The 16,631-nt window shown below is 44.8% G+C and carries 16 protein-coding genes; 8 read left to right on the forward strand and 8 right to left on the reverse strand.

Going from position 1 to position 16,631, the window contains the following annotated elements; genetic code table 11:
- Positions 1-155 precede the first annotated feature (155 nt).
- From PQ469_RS06045 to PQ469_RS06065, 5 genes are all read left to right on the forward strand, one after another.
- Positions 156-1,031 carry an alpha/beta fold hydrolase gene (locus tag PQ469_RS06045; RefSeq protein ID WP_274212126.1) on the forward strand — a complete coding sequence of 292 codons (876 nt, stop codon included), beginning with the start codon at positions 156-158 and terminating at the stop codon, positions 1,029-1,031.
- A 71-nt stretch (positions 1,032-1,102) separates the two neighbouring features.
- A complete protein-coding gene (locus PQ469_RS06050) occupies positions 1,103-1,672 on the forward strand; it encodes a dihydrofolate reductase family protein (RefSeq protein WP_274212127.1) in 570 nt (189 codons plus the stop codon).
- Between the two features lie 196 nt (positions 1,673-1,868).
- Positions 1,869-2,162 carry a hypothetical protein gene (locus tag PQ469_RS06055; protein ID WP_274212128.1) on the forward strand — a complete coding sequence of 98 codons (294 nt, stop codon included), beginning with the start codon at positions 1,869-1,871 and terminating at the stop codon, positions 2,160-2,162.
- 131 nt (positions 2,163-2,293) lie between these two features.
- On the forward strand, positions 2,294-2,842 hold the full coding sequence (locus PQ469_RS06060) for a prolyl hydroxylase family protein (RefSeq protein WP_274212129.1): 549 nt from the start codon (positions 2,294-2,296) through the stop codon (positions 2,840-2,842).
- 246 nt (positions 2,843-3,088) lie between these two features.
- On the forward strand, positions 3,089-3,877 hold the full coding sequence (locus PQ469_RS06065; RefSeq protein ID WP_090651211.1) for an HAD-IIA family hydrolase: 789 nt from the start codon (positions 3,089-3,091) through the stop codon (positions 3,875-3,877).
- Between the two features lie 155 nt (positions 3,878-4,032).
- Here the strand turns inward: PQ469_RS06065 and PQ469_RS06070 are convergent, their stop codons facing one another.
- From PQ469_RS06070 to PQ469_RS06080, 3 genes are read right to left on the reverse strand one after another with little or no spacing between them, the layout of a single operon-like run.
- Positions 4,033-4,956 carry a DUF6607 family protein gene (locus PQ469_RS06070; RefSeq protein WP_274212130.1) on the reverse strand — a complete coding sequence of 308 codons (924 nt, stop codon included), beginning with the start codon at positions 4,954-4,956 and terminating at the stop codon, positions 4,033-4,035.
- A gap of 47 nt (positions 4,957-5,003) precedes the next feature.
- Positions 5,004-5,612 carry an HmuY family protein gene (locus PQ469_RS06075; RefSeq protein ID WP_274212131.1) on the reverse strand — a complete coding sequence of 203 codons (609 nt, stop codon included), beginning with the start codon at positions 5,610-5,612 and terminating at the stop codon, positions 5,004-5,006.
- A gap of 36 nt (positions 5,613-5,648) precedes the next feature.
- A complete protein-coding gene (locus PQ469_RS06080; protein ID WP_274212132.1) occupies positions 5,649-7,748 on the reverse strand; it encodes a TonB-dependent receptor plug domain-containing protein in 2,100 nt (699 codons plus the stop codon).
- Between the two features lie 98 nt (positions 7,749-7,846).
- On the opposite strand from PQ469_RS06080, the gene PQ469_RS06085 reads away from it, so the two are divergent.
- On the forward strand, positions 7,847-8,797 hold the full coding sequence (locus tag PQ469_RS06085; RefSeq protein ID WP_274212133.1) for a helix-turn-helix transcriptional regulator: 951 nt from the start codon (positions 7,847-7,849) through the stop codon (positions 8,795-8,797).
- Positions 8,798-9,006: 209 nt separating this feature from the next.
- Entirely contained in the window at positions 9,007-10,902 is a 1,896-nt protein-coding gene (locus PQ469_RS06090) for a PAS domain-containing sensor histidine kinase (protein ID WP_274212134.1), read from the forward strand.
- 90 nt (positions 10,903-10,992) lie between these two features.
- On the opposite strand, the gene PQ469_RS06095 is transcribed toward PQ469_RS06090, so the two are convergent.
- Genes PQ469_RS06095 through PQ469_RS06105 form a run of 3 tightly spaced genes read right to left on the reverse strand, consistent with a single transcriptional unit; the run spans position 10,993 to position 13,949 of the window.
- Entirely contained in the window at positions 10,993-12,627 is a 1,635-nt protein-coding gene (locus PQ469_RS06095; RefSeq protein WP_274212135.1) for a SulP family inorganic anion transporter, read from the reverse strand.
- 4 nt (positions 12,628-12,631) lie between these two features.
- Complete coding sequence (locus PQ469_RS06100; protein ID WP_274212136.1) at positions 12,632-13,285, reverse strand: class I SAM-dependent methyltransferase; 654 nt, start codon at positions 13,283-13,285, stop codon at positions 12,632-12,634.
- Between the two features lie 4 nt (positions 13,286-13,289).
- Entirely contained in the window at positions 13,290-13,949 is a 660-nt protein-coding gene (locus PQ469_RS06105) for a methyltransferase domain-containing protein (protein ID WP_274212137.1), read from the reverse strand.
- A 98-nt stretch (positions 13,950-14,047) separates the two neighbouring features.
- Here PQ469_RS06105 and PQ469_RS06110 point away from each other — a divergent pair, with 98 nt between their 5' ends.
- Positions 14,048-14,755, forward strand: coding sequence for a Crp/Fnr family transcriptional regulator (locus PQ469_RS06110; RefSeq protein WP_274212138.1), 708 nt, complete (start codon positions 14,048-14,050; stop codon positions 14,753-14,755).
- Positions 14,756-14,790: 35 nt separating this feature from the next.
- On the opposite strand, the gene PQ469_RS06115 is transcribed toward PQ469_RS06110, so the two are convergent.
- Positions 14,791-15,180, reverse strand: a complete 390-nt coding sequence (locus tag PQ469_RS06115; RefSeq protein ID WP_274212139.1) for a response regulator — start codon at positions 15,178-15,180, stop codon at positions 14,791-14,793.
- A 247-nt stretch (positions 15,181-15,427) separates the two neighbouring features.
- Complete coding sequence (gene tal, locus PQ469_RS06120) at positions 15,428-16,537, reverse strand: transaldolase (RefSeq protein ID WP_274212140.1); 1,110 nt, start codon at positions 16,535-16,537, stop codon at positions 15,428-15,430.
- Positions 16,538-16,631: the final 94 nt, after the last annotated feature.

Raw genomic sequence — 16,631 nt, forward strand, 5'->3', positions numbered from 1 at the left:
CGGCGGGGATGGTTTTGATCCGGTCTTAATCCCATATAACGGTAATGCTTTTGTCGCGATCCGCCCCTCAAAATGTCTTTTTTACACAGCCCAAAATCCTGAAATGCCTTCTATCTTTGTTTTATCACTAAAATCAATAATTTAAATAACGCATCATGAAAAGAGTATCTAAAGGATATAATGTCCTAAACCTGGTGTTAATAATCGCTATGCTTTTTTTTACGGTATTTCAGTCTAAGGGCCAACAGCTTAAACCTGCCGAAAGTGGCTATGCGCCTGTTAATGGCATTAAAGTTTACTATGAGGTATATGGTGAGGGTAAGCCCCTTGTTTTACTGCATGGTGCATTTTATACCATTGAGATGAATTGGGGGCAATTAATACCCGAGTTGTCAAAAACAAGAAAGGTAATTGCCGTAGAATTGCAGGGACATGGGCACACCCCGTTTTCGGACAGGAAATTAGACATTGCTACCCTGGCAAGTGATGTGGAAGGGGTAATGGATTTTTTAAAACTTGATAGCGCCGATGTGGCAGGATATAGCATGGGCGGCTCTATAGCTTACCAGTTGGCGGCGAAAAGCCCTAAACGGGTACGAAAATTAGTGATCATATCTTCCACCTACAAAACTAACGGCTGGCTGCCGGTTATCAATAGTGGGTTTAAAGATTTTAAACCTGATTTTTTTGACAATACGCCTATAAAAACCGCATATGATGCAGTAGCGCCCGACAAAACAAAATGGAGAAAGTTTATTGAACAAATGATTGCTTTTGCCGCCGTTCCATTTGACGTGGGGGAAGCCAATATTAAAAAAATCACATCGCCGGTATTGCTTATCTCGGGCGACAATGATGGCCTGGACAAAGTGGAGTTGATGAAAACGTACCAGTTACTGGGAGGTGGCGTATCTGCCGATTTGGGGCCGATGCCAAAATCACATTTAGCCATTGTGCCTGCGCAGAGTCACGTGAGCCTGATGATGCAGACGAAAACAATAGCAGGTTACCTGGACGACTTTTTAAAGTAACCAAATCGACCCTGGTATTTTTAAGAGAGGAATTTTAATGTCAGATTTATCTATGAACTAACTATAAAAAAATGAGAAAAATCAGAATTTTTGAACACATCTCGCTGGATGGCGTGATAGAACATGACGGAGACTACACCTATGGCGCTTGGACAACACCCTATCGCAGCCCTGCCGGCGCGGCAACCCTCCTGGAGGCATACGGGCCGAAATTTGACCTGCTGCTTGCCCGCCACACCTACGATATATTTAGTAATTTTTGGCCTAATGCCGGAAATTTCCCTATGGCAAATGCTATCAACGCTGCAACCAAATACATTGTAACCCACAGGCCCGACAGCCTGGAATGGGGCCCTATAGAGAATTTGGGCGAGGACGTTATAAAGGCGATTCGTGATCTCAAGTCAACAGAAGGGCCCGATCTGATCGTAGTGGGGAGTTCGACGCTAACCTCCGTGTTGCTTGACCAGGGACTGGCTGACGAGGTTGTACTCATTACCTACCCGGTTTTGCTTGGCCGGGGCAAACGCTTATTGTCGGATAGTATTGACGCCCGGGAGCTTGCTTTTGTTGACTCGAAAACTACGCCCACGGGCTTGCTCATCAACACTTACCGGCATGTTGGTCCGCTAAAATCTTAATATTTCACCGGCTTAGTCGGCTGAGCTTTCTGTATTTTTATTAGTAGCTTGTTCAGTCTGGCCGCTATATTACCAAATTCTTTAAGTAAAAGCCGTGATACAAATAATTCTGTAGCCACCTTGTTAACGCAAAGGTGGCTTTTCTGTTATTAAGCGTAAGATAATGTTTTGTATTTTGAGCCCCAAAATGATACCTATGAAAACTTTAGCCGACTTTAAAGCATCATTAAACTTAGCACAACCAGCTACCGGGTTGCCTGTGCAGTTAAAAAGCCTTTGGTATGATGGCAAAGGCGATTGGCCAAAGGCGCATGCCCAGGTTGATCATTTAAGCGATGAGGCATCGGCATTGGTACATGCTTACCTGCATCGTAAAGAAGGGGATATTTCGAATGCGGACTATTGGTATCGTAAAGCACGGCAAATGCGCCCCGACCTGTCTTTGGAAGAGGAATGGGAACGGTTGGTATTACAATTTCTTAATAAATAAATCAGGAGCCGCCAGAAGGGAACCGTTATAATCAGTAAGGTGTTGACGAGCTTTTGTACTATATTTGACGGGCGGAATGCTGTCCCGCTACAAAAACCATAAACGATAAGCCGAGATTTAACAACTACGTGATGCAACTCCGCGTTCTGACAAATGATATTTTCATAATTGAAGATTTTTGGAATCTCGAAGAATGTGACGACTTTATTTTTAAAAGTGAAGCCATTGGTTACGAACCTGCGACTATTGAAACAGAAGGCGGGCAAAAAGTTGTTACAAGTGTTCGTAATAATAACAGGGTTATTTATAAAGACTATGAGCTTGCCGATATATTATGGCTGCAACTAAAACCATTTGCGCCGAAACAGATTGGTTATAGTAAAGCCGTCGGATTAAATGAACTTTTTAGATTTTACAAATATCAGCCAGGGCAGGAATTTAAACGTCACAGAGATCAAAGTTACATCAGGAGTGATGGTGAAGCCAGCTATTACACCTTTATGATTTATTTGAATGAAGATTATGAAGGAGGGGAAACAAATTTTGGTAACCTGGTTATTCAACCAAAAAAAGGTTTGGCACTCGTTTTCTTACACAGTTTAGAACACGAAGGCAGGCCGGTAACAAAAGGTACAAAGTATGTTTTACGTACAGACATCATGTTTCGCCTGGACGAATAGAACCTGACCTGTTAAGTCAGAAAAACAGCCTGGCCATGCAATTAATCAATGTCCCAAAGTTTTGTGGCATTGAAGGTTTAATATGCCTGGAGTGTTTTTCTAAACCTTAACCGTATTGATAAATTGTTAATAAATAAAGAAAATCGTTATTGAATTTTTAATAAAATATTCATTTTGTTATTAATGTCGTACATTTGGATGTGTAGAAGCCGGTCTTCTTACAACTTATAATTTAAAAAACATAATATGAAACAAGGACTTTTAATCGATATGGATGGTGTTATCTATAGCGGCGAGGAACTGATATACGGGGCGGATAAATTTATCAAATATTTAATTGACAGCGATATACCTTTTGCTTTTATGACCAACAACAGTCAGCGGACAAGCCTGGAAGTTGTGCGTAAATTGAAAGGTTTGGGAATTGAGGTTCAGGACAAGCATGTTTATACCAGTGCTATGGCTACCGGGAAGTTTTTGGGCGATCAGAGCCCTAACGGAACAGCCTACGTTTTGGGCGAAGGAGGTTTATTGAGCAGTTTGCATGAAAATGGCATTACACTGGTAAATACCGATCCGGAGTTTGTGGTTTTGGGCGAGGGCCGCAATTTTACGCTGGAGATGGTTCAGCGTGCGGTAGATATGATTTTGGCGGGAGCCAAATTTATTACCACCAACCGCGACCCCTCTCCCAAAAAACCAGGATGGAACAATTTAGGGATTGCGGCAACTACCGCCATGATTGAAGAGGCAACCGGCCGGAAAGCTTTTGTTACAGGCAAGCCAAGCCCGGTAATGATGCGCTCTGCACGTAAATTCCTGGGGTTGGAAACAGCCGAAACCACTGTAATAGGCGATACGATGGAAACCGATATACAGGGGGGCGTGCAAATGGGTTACAAAACAATCCTGGTTTTGTCGGGGATATCTACTAAAGACAGGCTTGCGCATTATGCATTTAAGCCGGATATGGTTGCAAGTTCAGTCGACGAAATAAAATTCCCGTTAAAATGGTGGGATAAAGTTCCCGGTTAAATATTGGTGCATGCCATCGGGGGCTTAATCATGAACCCCCGATGCCTGCTTTTGGTAAGGAATAGCTGATGTTTATGCTGCCGAATTTGAAAAATTAGTGCCTGCCTTACCGCATTTTCCGGATAAATCTGGCGGTAAGCCCAGGGCTTTGTTTCTTAAATTGCCGCTAAATAATTTTCGATCACCTTGCTGATTTCCAATTTATTTTTGGCGGTATCCCATTTTTCTTTTGCCGACTGGTCGGCCAGATCAAACAGCCTTTCATACAGGAGCTTTCCATCAGTTTTTCCTTTTAGTTTTACCTGTGCATGCTGCGCATAAACCTGGTCCCAAACCTGCCGGACTGATGTCCAATAAGGTTTCCGGGTTTTCCACCAGCCTTTAGCATAATTAAATTTACTTTCATCCGCTTTGGTAAATTCTTCGTAGCCCTTTTCTCGTACCAGTAATTTATCTTCGGTGACCGAGCGGATAATTTTTTGGTTATCCTGCTCAAACATCCAGCCGTTGGCTGTCAGGTAAATCCGGTTTCCCCTCCTGAGTACGTTATAATCGTTGCGCTTGGTAAACTCCCGGCGGGGCAGGGGCGCATCACATTCGCTGTGCCACTCATGCCTGCTATCAGCATGTACCCATGTGCCTATACTTTCATAGCGTGGGCTGTCATCTACCTGGAATACTTTTTGCACCCAGCGGCCTTTTACTTCGGCTGGTTTTAAGTTCACTTTTTTCCAGGTATTATCCTTGTCGAACGTTACCAGGGTGCTTTCTTCATAAACCCAATCCTCCCGCCAATGCTTAATTACAGAAGTATCGCCGGTAACCAGGATATGCTGGATCACAATTTTTTTTGGCGATTCATCCTCAACCACAGCCCACTCATAACCGGATGAATGATATTTAGGATGGTTTTTGTAAGCGGTATCGGACGCAAAAGTTTCCGCATAGTCAAAGGTTACTTTATAAAAACCGCCGAGCGAACGGATGGCCGCGCGGTCCTGCTCCATTTTTGATTGCGCGTAAAGGCCGGCTGTAGCCAGTATCAGCAGGCCAAATGTTAAACATATTTGTTTTTTCATGATGATTTGAAGTGTTTTATTTGTTTTTTAATCAGGTTATTCAATACCTATTGTAAACTGGTTGTGCCATCGCCCTGGTAAGCAAAACGGAAGGTATAATAGCGCGATGCCGGCCTGGTGGCCAGGTTGGCAAATTCGGCAGTTGTTGTGTTTGGGTTACCCTTGTAATAACTTATCATTTCAACCTTGGCATAGTTGCCCGCCGATGTTTTAATCACGATGATCTTCCCTGGCACAGTAAGGATGGCGTGCTGTGGCTCGGTGGTGGCCGTGTAGGTGTACCATCCCGATATGGCAGGTGCGCCCGCTGCATCTGTTTTATAACCGGCGGTTGGCGCGGTAGCCAAAGTTTCAAAGGTGCTGCTTACTATTTGGGCCTGGGTAGTTCCGGCGCCCGATGTGCCGCCGTTTATAAATATGCTTGTCCCCTTAAATTTAATATCCCATTTGGTTGTGGCTGTATCGGCGCCGGTAATTTGCGCGCCGGTTGAAAGGCTGTAATAAACGGTGGCAGTTGAACCGTCAAGATCGGTAACTGTTTTTGTGGTGAGTTTACTTACTGCCGGAGTAACGTCATCGCCGTTTTTACTGCACGATGATGTTAGTAAAATGATAGCGCTGCTTAATGCCAATAATAAAGTTGCAAATTTGTTCATGTGTTTTATTGTTTGAATTGTTATTTGATTTGTGTGTTATTTTTTATTGAAATTGTAGGCTACCCCGGCGTAAATGAGCCTGCCCGGCAGGTTAAGGACAACCTGGGTGTCTTTATAGTTCAGCAGGTTTTGCGCGGTAAGCTGTACCCTGATGGCATCGCTCAGGAAAGGCTTTGATAGCGATGCGTTAATCAGTACGTATCCTTTTGTATATTCATCATCGCGGTTTACAATGCCATTTCCATCGGTATCCTTATAGCCGTACCTGCCGCGATAGATGGCCCTTATGGAGGCGTTGATGCCTGTTTTATTTTCCTGGTAGTTTACACGGATATTGTACGTGTATTTTGACCGGCCGAGCAACCCGCCGTAGTCGCTTCTTTTAATAACTTTAGTAAGATTGGTTTCGGGATCTTTGGTAAAAACCTTACCCGCGACTATCTGGTCCAGCACTTCCTGGTCATATGCTTCCAGGTATTGAAAGCCGCCTGCCAACTGTAGCGACTTAAATACCTGGTAGCTCAGATCGGTTTCAGCACCCTGCGTGTAAACTTTATTGAGGTTGAAGTAAGAGAAAACAGATTGACCATTGGTTTTTATAGCTATGGCCGCTGTTTCGATGAGGTTGGTGATGTTGTTGCGGAAAAGGTTGGCTGTCCAATAGAGTTTGCCTGTTGGTTTGTACCGGTAACCTAAATTAAAAGCGGTGGAACTTTCGGCATTTAACCTTTTCAGCGTAGTGGGATCTATCAATATGGTTTCAATTTGCCCGGCCTGCTGTAAGCGCTCTATGCCTGCACTTGCTTCTTCGTAACCAAAAACACTGTAGCCAACCTCGGCATTAGTAAAGTTTAAATAAAGCTGCCGAAAGTCGGGGGCCTTATAACCTTTACCAACCGACCCTAATACTGTAAATTTTGGACTAAGTGCATAGCTTGCCGCCAGTTTGGGGCTTAACTGCGATTTATAAACGCTGTGCACATCATACCTGCCACCGGCAATAATATCCAGTTTTTTTACCGGCAGCCAGTCGGCCTGGAAGTAGCTGTAGCCGGATGTGAACGATTGTAGTTTGGTGTAGCGTGTAGCCTCAACCGTTTCATACTGACCACCTGCACCGCCGGTTAGTTTCAGGTTATCCTTTAAAGCATAATCATTTTGCAGTTCGGCACGGTTAAAGGCCTGGTTAAAATAGGTCTGGTCGTATACTGATTGGTCATCCTCATACCTTACGTCCGATTTGGTTTTATAGGTTGAGCGGTAAAGCTGCAAGGTAGAAAGCAGTTTATCGGTGAAATGGTGCGTAATTACCGGGGCTATATTAAAATCTTTTTCGGTACCCGTTCCGGCTGCATACCGGTTTTCTACAAGATACCTGCTGTCCTGATCATTAGTATAATACCTTACCGAAAGTTTGATTGTTGTCCTACCGTCTATTCTGTAGGATGTTTTACCATTAAGCGTATAGCCTGCGAAGGGGGAAACAGTTGGCAGGCCTGATGAAGGCTGCAATGTATAACCGCCGCTGCTGTAACGGTTGGCAAAGCCCGAAATGTAGAACCGGTCATTTTTATAGGCCGAATTTAAGCTAATATCTGCGGTATTATTGGTACCGTACCTGGCTGCCGCCCCGCCCGATATTCCCTTTACCGGATCGGCAGTAATGATATTTACAACCCCGGCCATCGCTTCGCTGCCGTACAGGGAAGATGTTGGGCCTTTTACAATCTCAATCCGGTCGATATTATTAATGGTGATCCTGGAAAGCTCCAGGATACCCGTATTGCGGCCAATTAAAGGTAGCCCGTCTATCAAAATCATGGTATAGGCAGGGTCAAAGCCCTGAATCTGTATGCCTTGTCCGTGCGGGTCATCTAAAATGGTCATCCCGGTTTGCTCGGCCAAAATCTCGTTCAGCCGTACCAGGCCTTTTTTCTTTATTTCGTCGGCTGTGATGCGGGTAATTGGTATTGGCACCTGTTGCAGGCTTTTCTGGGTGCGGGTTCCGGTAACCACCACTTCTTTCAGCTGCTTAATATTTGTTGTATCCTTTTTTAAAGTATCCCGCTTTTGCGCATAGGCCATATGTAATGTAAATGACGTGGCAAAAGCGCAAAGGATATATTTTATTTGCATTTATTTAGACTAATTAAAAATAATGATGCAAATTTGAGCGATTTACTAACAGTATGATAACGCCAGCGGGATTTTAATAAACGCGATACGGATTAATAATGATCAGAATTACTTCTGCTTTATTGGATGATGATGTTTACCATTTTGATGATGTTTTAAGGGATAAAGCCGCGTTTAATCAAACCGGGAACTGGGGCCGTGTAAGCATCATCACGGTAAAACTGCCTGATATCTGTTTCTTTGTAATCGATTTCGAAGGTGATAAAATATCCCCGGTCACGGTGGAGATTGATACCTTATGCCTGATGATGAGCTTTACCTTATCAGGGCCAACACAACCAGGTTTAGCGGGCTTCCCATTTAGTGAAGGAGAACACAATAGCCTTTTTTCGCCCGGCCAGTTAAAATTTAAGACCCGCCTTCAGGGCCATTTATTGCTGTTTGTGGTCTGTTTCCTTGGAGATAGTTTGAAAAAAAGTTTACCGGGTGCATTGAGCCCCGAACAGCTGGAGTTGCTGCAGGTAAACAGGCCAACCACGCTGCAAATGAGCCAGGCTATTCAGGGTATAATGGCTAATATTGAAAAAAAGGGGAACCATCACATTTATTTTGAAGCGAAGGCATTGGAGTTACTTTTCCTTGAATTGGAACAGGTAGCTGCCTTAGCGGAACAACCGGCCAATTCATTTTTGAAAATGCACGACCTGGAGCGCATTAACCAGGCCAAAACCATAGTGGAGGAAAATTTGTTAAACCCCTGTTCGCTTATTGAACTGGCGCACAAGGTAGGCTTTAACGATTTTAAACTAAAAAAAGGTTTTAGAGAAGTTTTTGGGACAACGGTTTTTGGCTATTTATATGATTTACGGATGGACAAAGCGAAATTGCTTTTAAAAGATGGAAAGCCGGTAAGGGAAGTGGCTTTTGAGGTGGGGTATAAAAATGCCCATCATTTTACAACGGCATTTAAAAAGAAGTTTGGTTACCTGCCCAGCAAAATTAATAAGCTTTTGGGGCTGTTGGTTTTTATGCTTTCGCTTACTGATTAATGTTACAGCCATTCCGGGTGTCAGGCAGCAAAAACAAAAAGAACTCCGAATGCAAAAAATGCGATGATATTATCTAAACCGGCCACGTTGGCGGTAAAATATCGTCAGGTATTCAGAATTTGTTATTAGTTAACGGATTGGCAAATTATTTAAGAATAATCTAACTGATATTCACTTATCTTTATTTTTGAGGAAAATGTTGTGACTTTATGCAAATCATCAACGAATACAATTTATCCTATATATTGCGAAATGCGCCGGTAGGTATTTGCATAGTGGATGCAGCCACCCTGGTGGTCGAAATGGCTAATGCTCATTTTTTGAAATTGACCGGTAAGCCGGAAGAGGCGGTTTTGGGGAAGCATTACCGGGAAATATTTCCTTTGGACAGGCTTGATCAGGATGAAATGATCCTTAATAAAGCCGTCCAGGAAGGTCGCCCATATACCGCCAGGGAAAGGGAGATGCTGCAGTTACATGACGGTGAGAAAGAAATGGTAATGGTTAGTTTTGTTTACTCTCCAATAAAAAACAGCAAAGGTAGTGTTACCAGCTTAGCTGTATGGCTGCTGGAGAATACCGCGCACGGACTGAATGAAGAACTGGCCGCTACCAACGAAGAATTTGCTGCCGCCAATGAAGAACTTGCCGCGGCTAATGAAGAGCTGGCGGCCACCAATGACGCGTTGATTGAAACCCAGGCCAACCTTCAGCGGAGCGAGAAATTGTTCCGGTCAATTGCCCTGAATATTCCCGGGTCGCTGATTATGGTGATTGACAGGAACCACCGGTATATAACCATTGAGGGCGATATCATGGAAAAGATGGGTTTTGACCGGCAGAAATATGAAGGCAGGCATCCCTCGGAGGTTTCGCCCGAACGCTATGAAGCCTCCCGCCACCTATATGAAAGGGTGATAAACGGCGACCAGTTTTCGATTGAATGGAAAACTGAGGACGGCGAATTTTATATTGTACATTTTGTACCGTTAAAAAACGAACGAAACGAAGTAGATGCCGGCCTGATCATTACCCTTGATATTACCGGCATTAAGCAGGCCGAAGAAAAAAGCGCGAAGCTGGCCGCAATCGTCCAATCATCTGACGATGCTATCGTTGGCAAAACACTGGAAAGCGTGATAACCAGTTGGAATGCAGCAGCCGAACGGATATTTGGCTATACGGAAGACGAGATGATAGGCCAGACAATTTATAAGATTATCCCTTCTGACCGCCAGGATGAAGAGCCTCAAATACTGGCCCGTTTAAAAAAAGGAGAGCGGGTAGATCATTTTGAAACCAAACGCCTAACCAAAGACGGGCGCTTACTGGATATTTCATTAACAATTTCTCCCATTAAAGATGCGCAGGGCAATATTATTGGTTTATCTAAAATAGCCCGGGATATTACCGAAAAAAAACAGGAAGAGCAGCGGAAGAATGATTTTATCGGGATGGTTAGCCATGAACTTAAAACACCGCTCACCTCGCTTAGTGCTATCATCCAAATGGGCACCACTAAGCTCAGGAACAGCGAGGACGAATTTTTATCCGGCGCCATGGAAAACGCCAGCCGCCAGGTTAAAAAGATGACCAGTATGATCAATAGTTTTCTGAATATTTCGCGGCTGGAATCGGGGCAACTGCTTATCGAAAAAGAACCTTTCAGGCTTGATGAACTACTGCGCGAAACCCTGGAAGAAACTAAACTCACCGTGAGCAGTCATATTTTTAGCCTCAATGAATGTAACGATATCACGGTGAATGCTGATCGCGATAAAATCAGTTCTGTTATCTCCAACCTCATCAGCAATGCGGTAAAGTATTCGCCCCGGGGAAAATTAATTGACATTCGATGCCAAACTGAAGGAAAAATGGTGGTTGTGAGTGTAAAAGATGAAGGGATAGGCATTAAAGCATCAGAAATTGACCGGGTATTTGACAGGTACTATCGCGTTGAAAATCGCGATTTACGTCATATTTCCGGTTTCGGCATCGGCCTGTATCTAAGCGCCGAAATTATTAAAAGGCATGATGGCAAAATATGGGCAGAAAGCGAAAGCGGCAAAGGCTCTACGTTTTATTTTACGCTGCCGCTGGCCTAAGGAAATAATAACAGTTTTTGTTTTAGCGTGCCTTTATACCCGATAGGTTTTACAATCTTAGCAAACACAGGTCGGCCCTTATTGCTGATTTTAACCGGCTTCCAAAATACTGTTGGCGCGCTTTAATGCGTTTTCAAAAGTATCTTTAACGTTTCCCTTACCAATTTGAAATAATAAACGCGCTTTTTTCAGCTCATTCATAACCTGTCCGCTGGCAACCTCGGCTAAAACCAGTTTTGTTCCGTTGTTTTTTGTTGTTGCATGTACTTCGTGCAACACCCTGATGCCGGTAGCATCAATAACCGGCACGTTCCGCATCCGGATGATCAGCACACGGGCCGGGTTTTCAATAACCTTCATTGCATCCTTAAACTTATAAGCCGCGCCAAAAAATAAAGGGCCGTTAATCTCAAAAACATCCAGGCCTTCAGGCATATCATCCTGATTAAATAACTCGCCTGGCAAAACATCCGCTTGTTGTACAGAACTGGCCTGCATCATTTTCCGCATAAACAGGAACGCGGCCAGGATCATGCCGATTTCGATTGCCACTGTCAGGTCAACCAATACAGTTAGCGCAAAAGTGGTAATTAAAACTACGGCATCGCTTTTGGAGCCCTTAAGTACCGATTTGAAACTCTCCAGCTCGCTCATATTCCAGGCAACCACAACCAATATTCCGGCCAATGTCGGCATCGGGATCAAGGCAGCCCATTTGCCCGCAAACAGCATAATAATTAACAAAGTGAGTGCATGAACAATCCCGGCCACCGGCGTTCTGCCGCCGTTTTTTATATTAGTGGCCGTCCGTGCTATAGCCCCGGTGGCAGGTATCCCCCCAAACAGCGATGAACAAATATTGGCCAGCCCCTGGGCAATCAATTCTGTATTGGATCGGTGGTTTCCGCCGGTCATGCCATCGGCCACTACTGCCGATAACAAGGATTCGATGCTGCCCAGCAATGCAATGGTAATGGCCGGCCTTATTAATTGCTGAATGGTAGCGAAACTGACACCGGGAATTACCGGCCGGGGCAGGGATGACGGTATAGCGCCAAAACGGCTGCCGATGGTTTCGACAGGTAAATGAAAAAAACTTACGGCAAAGGTGGTAACCAGGATGGCAATCAGCGAACCAGGCACCCTGTGTGTTACCCTGGGCCAAAGCAAAACCAGGCCCAGGGTAACCACCCCGATACCGGCCGCGTATGGATTGACCGAAGAAATATGCTGGCCAAAAGCCAGCCATTTGCTGATAAAATCGGCGGGAACGCTGCCCATATGCAGTCCCAGGAAATCCTTAACCTCCGAGGAAAAAATAATGAGCGCTATGCCCGTAGTGAAGCCGGTAATTAAGGGGTAGGGGACATATTTGATGGCATTGCCTAATTTGGTAACACCCATAACAATTAACAATACACCGGCCATAAAAGTGGCGATGATTAGTCCGTTGATGCCAAATTGCTGTACAATGCCATAAACTACCACGATAAAAGCCCCTGTTGGCCCGCCTATCTGTACCCGGCTTCCACCCAGTGCCGAAATGATTAGCCCGGCGATAATGGCTGTGAAAATTCCCTTCTCGGGCGATACGCCGGAGGCGATGGCAAACGCTATAGCCAAAGGCAGGGCCACAATGCCCACAATGGTCCCGGCAATCAAATCTTTAAAGAATTGTTCTTTCCGGTAATGCTTTAGGGTATCTATGAGTTTGGGCTTAAACATCGGCTTATTCTTTAATCCACATTTTTAATAGCCTGCTGTAGGAATTGTTTACCAGCTGATAACCAGGCGGAACCTGGCCGCCGGGGGTATGAAAGGTAACCAGCCGCGTTTTTGAAGGCTTTTCGGCCAGCATTTGGTAAACCAGCCTGCTATACTGGTCATACAGTTCAAAGGAAGTTTCAACAGCATAATCTATGCGGCTATCGGGTTCAATATTTTCGTAGAATGGGTTGTAGAAATAAAAATGATCGTAGTTGTTAAATTCCAGTTCAGTCAGGTTCCCGTGTGTAAAAGTTACATTGGGCAAATCTATCCCGGCTTTGGCTGCCTCGGCAAAATTGTATAGTTCGCGCCGCTGTTCAATACCCGAGAACGTTGTTTCGGGATGGAAAAAACCGGCGGTGATACAAAATTTGCCAACGCCGCTGCCGATATCCAAAACCCTGGTATTAGGAATGGCCAGGAAATTGCCCGCTATTTTGGCAATCTCCACGGGTGTCCAGTGCATTTGCGACAGCTTCCGGATATGTTCGGGATACAACTCGTCAAAAGCACTGTCATGGTAAAACAGGGATGGGTTTAATAGCTCATTAAGCATTCTTTTATTTTTGGAAGGATAAAAATTTTTAAAAACGGGGGTAAAAATTGGAGTTTCCATCGGGTCAGGCTTTAATCCACATTTTCATCAGGCCATTGCAGGCTATATCTGCCAGCCTGAAGCCGGATGGTATTTCCTGCTCCAGGCTATGAAAGGTAACCAGCCTTGTTCCCAATGGCTTTTTATCCAGTTCGGCGCACAGGTACTGGTTATAGTAGGCATAAAGGCTTTGCGATAATTCCAGGCTATCATCTATTTTGTTTTCGGAATCGATATTTTCATAAAAGGAATTATAGAAATAAAAATGATCAAACTCCCTAAAATTCACCTGGGTAATATTGGCATAGATGAAATTTACATTGGTCAATTTGGTATATCCTTTGGCTTCTTCAGACAGGCATATCAGCTCGTGCCGTTGTTCAACGCCATAAAAATAGGTTTCGGGAAAATGGTAGGCTGCAGCCAGGCAAAATTTACCGGCGCCACTGCCTATATCCAGTACCCGGGCGCCAGGCTCGGCCAAAAAATTGGCAGCGGTATGCGCAATGGCCAATGGTGTCCAATGTTTCGGCGATAGCAGCTGAAAATGTTCAGGGTACAGCCAGTCAAATGCGGCATCATTACTGAACAAGCCCGCATTCGGATTAATTTTTTTTTGTTTTACCAGGCCTTTGTTGACGTCATCTGCCGACGGGAAGAAAGGGAAAAAAGGGTAAGCTTCCATTGCCGGTAAATTTAAATGCTTAGGTAACCCGGTTTTCCGTACCAGATCAACGCAGGAACTGATATTTATCAGTTTTTAAAAAATCCGTACCTTAGCATATGAGCCTATCCGGAATTTTTCCAATCGACAGGTGGAATTTTACCACGCAATCAACGCTTCATGTGCTTTCCGAAGCCGACCATGCAGATTTACTTGCGCACCACAGCGATCAGCATTACCAGAAAGGCGACGTGATTTTCAGGGAAGGTACCGTACCCTCGGGCATATTTTTAATTAAAAGGGGCAAAGTCAAAAAATACAAGGTTGATAATACCGCGAAAGAACAAATCTTTTATGTAGCCAACCAGGGCGAGTTATTCGGTTACCACGCAGTGCTGTCTGATGAACGGTACCCAGACTCGGCGGCGGCTATTGAAGATAGCCTGATAAGTTTTATACCCAAGGAAGATTTTATCAGCATTTTACACAGGTCACCGGCTTTTACCTGGCGGCTGCTCAAGGCGTTAAGCCATGAATTTACAGTATTAACCAACAGTATTTCGGTAATCGCGCAGCGCACAGCCTCAGAACGGCTGGCCATAGCCCTTATCGTGCTCCGGGAGAAATATAAAGTAGAAGGTGCCGATGAAAAAAATATTGTTTTAAATATCACCAGGCTCGATCTGGCTAATATGGCGGGCATTGCACAAGAAAACGTAATTCGCTTATTAAAGGAGTTTAAAGCAGAAGGCATCGTAGAAACTGATGGCCGTAAAATATGGGTTAAAGACTTACAGCGGCTGATCAAAAAATCAAACTATAAATAAGCCGGCCACCTAACCGGTTGCTTTATGCTGACGGGTTAAGCGTGGTCGGTAGTTTCCCGGCGCTTATGGCGTTGGGGTAAATATTTTCTGATTACCTGGTATAGTTTATGCAGCTCAAACGGCTTTTGGATATAATCATCAAAGCCAAATTGCCGGTATTTTGCTTCAATTTGGTTATCACAGCTAAAAGCGATTACCGGCAGGTGTGGGAAATGCGCTTTTATCCACTGGCTAACCTGCCCCGCCGAATTGTGGCTGAGCCAACAGTCAAGTAAAACCAGTTTGGGGTGATGGCGCCTGATCATTTCCAACGCATTTTCGTTCGTATCGTCCAGGCTGCAAACCCGGTAGCCTTCCATTTGTAAAGCAGTGGCTACCACATCCAGGGTAGCGGCATCCGCTTCTTGTACCATAATTGTTTCCATAAACTTTTAATTTTTAGATGAAAAGATAGAAACCGGAACAAACGTATAAGTAGCCAGCAAAAAGGTAAATAAAGTTAAGCATAAATTGTGCTTTCCCCGATGGTGCTTTTTTAATTTTTGCTGTATTAAATTAGCAACCACCGGGTAAAGCGCTAAACTGTCGAATGCCCGTCCATGCATCCTGTTAATAACTTAAATAGCCATATCTTACTAAACTTGCTACTGAATAGTTTTTCCCTTACGAGCTTTAAAGAGCGTAAGACCTGGCCCGGGACCGTGCTTTTTTCTCTTCGATAGCCTGCAATAACTGGTCATATGGCTTGTTAAACTTTTCGATTGCCTCGGTTTCCAATTGTGCGGTAACCTCATCAATATTGATCCCTATCTTTTTCAGGCGGGCCAGCGCCTGCACAGCTTCGTCTGTGCCCTGTTCCAACCTGCTTTCCGGCTGCCCATGATCGCGGTAGGCGTCCAGCGTTTCCAGTGGCACGGTATTCACGGTTTCGGGGCCAATAAGGGCCTCTATATACTTGGTATCCGCGAAAGATGGATCTTTGGCGCCGGTGCTGGCCCATAACACGCGTTGCGGGTGGGCGCCGTTTTCCTGCAATTTTTTAAAGCGGTCGCTGCCGAAAACCCTTTTATATATCTGGTAAGCCTGTTTGGCGCAGGCAATCGCTATTTCACCCCTTAATTCGGGATAGCCCTTTTTTTCCAGCATAGGGTCTACCAGTACATCAATGCGGCTTAGGAAAAAGCTGGCTACCGAAGCAATTTGGTCAATTGGCTGGCCATCGGCCAAACGGTCTTCCAGTCCCGACAGGTAAGCGTCGGTAACGGCTTCATAGCGATCCAGCCCAAACAGCAGCGTGATATTGATATTAATCCCCTCGCAGATAGCCCTGCGGATGGCGGGTAAACCTTCGGCGGTGGCGGGTATTTTGATCATTACGTTTTTCCGGTCCGTCTTTCGCCAAAGTTCCGTTGCCTGCCTTATGGTCCTGCTGGTATCCCGCGCCAGGTGTGGCGAAACCTCCAGGCTGACAAAACCGTCATGCCCGGTTCTGAAAACGGGTTCGAACAGGTCGGCCGCCTCCCGGATATCTGTAATTGCCAGCTCATAAAAAATGGCCTCGTTGTTTTGGTACTTTTCTGCCAGTTCCCTGATCTGCTCGTCGTAATCAGCGCTACCGCTAATGGCTTTTTCAAAAATGGCCGGGTTCGAGGTCATGCCCCGCAGGCCGTCTTCTTCAATCATTTTTTTTAACCTGCCCGAGCGGATGAGCCCCCTGTCCAGCAAATCCAGCCAAATGCTTTGGCCGAACTCCTGAATTTGTTTGATTTTATTAGTTTCCATAATTCAATATTTTAAACAGCGGGACCCTGGGCCCGCTATCGTCAGTATGGTATTATATAGAAGCCGAAAATGAGATGCACAAGGATTAAACACT

This window comes from Mucilaginibacter sp. KACC 22773, assembly GCF_028736215.1.
In the GTDB taxonomy this organism is placed as follows: domain Bacteria; phylum Bacteroidota; class Bacteroidia; order Sphingobacteriales; family Sphingobacteriaceae; genus Mucilaginibacter.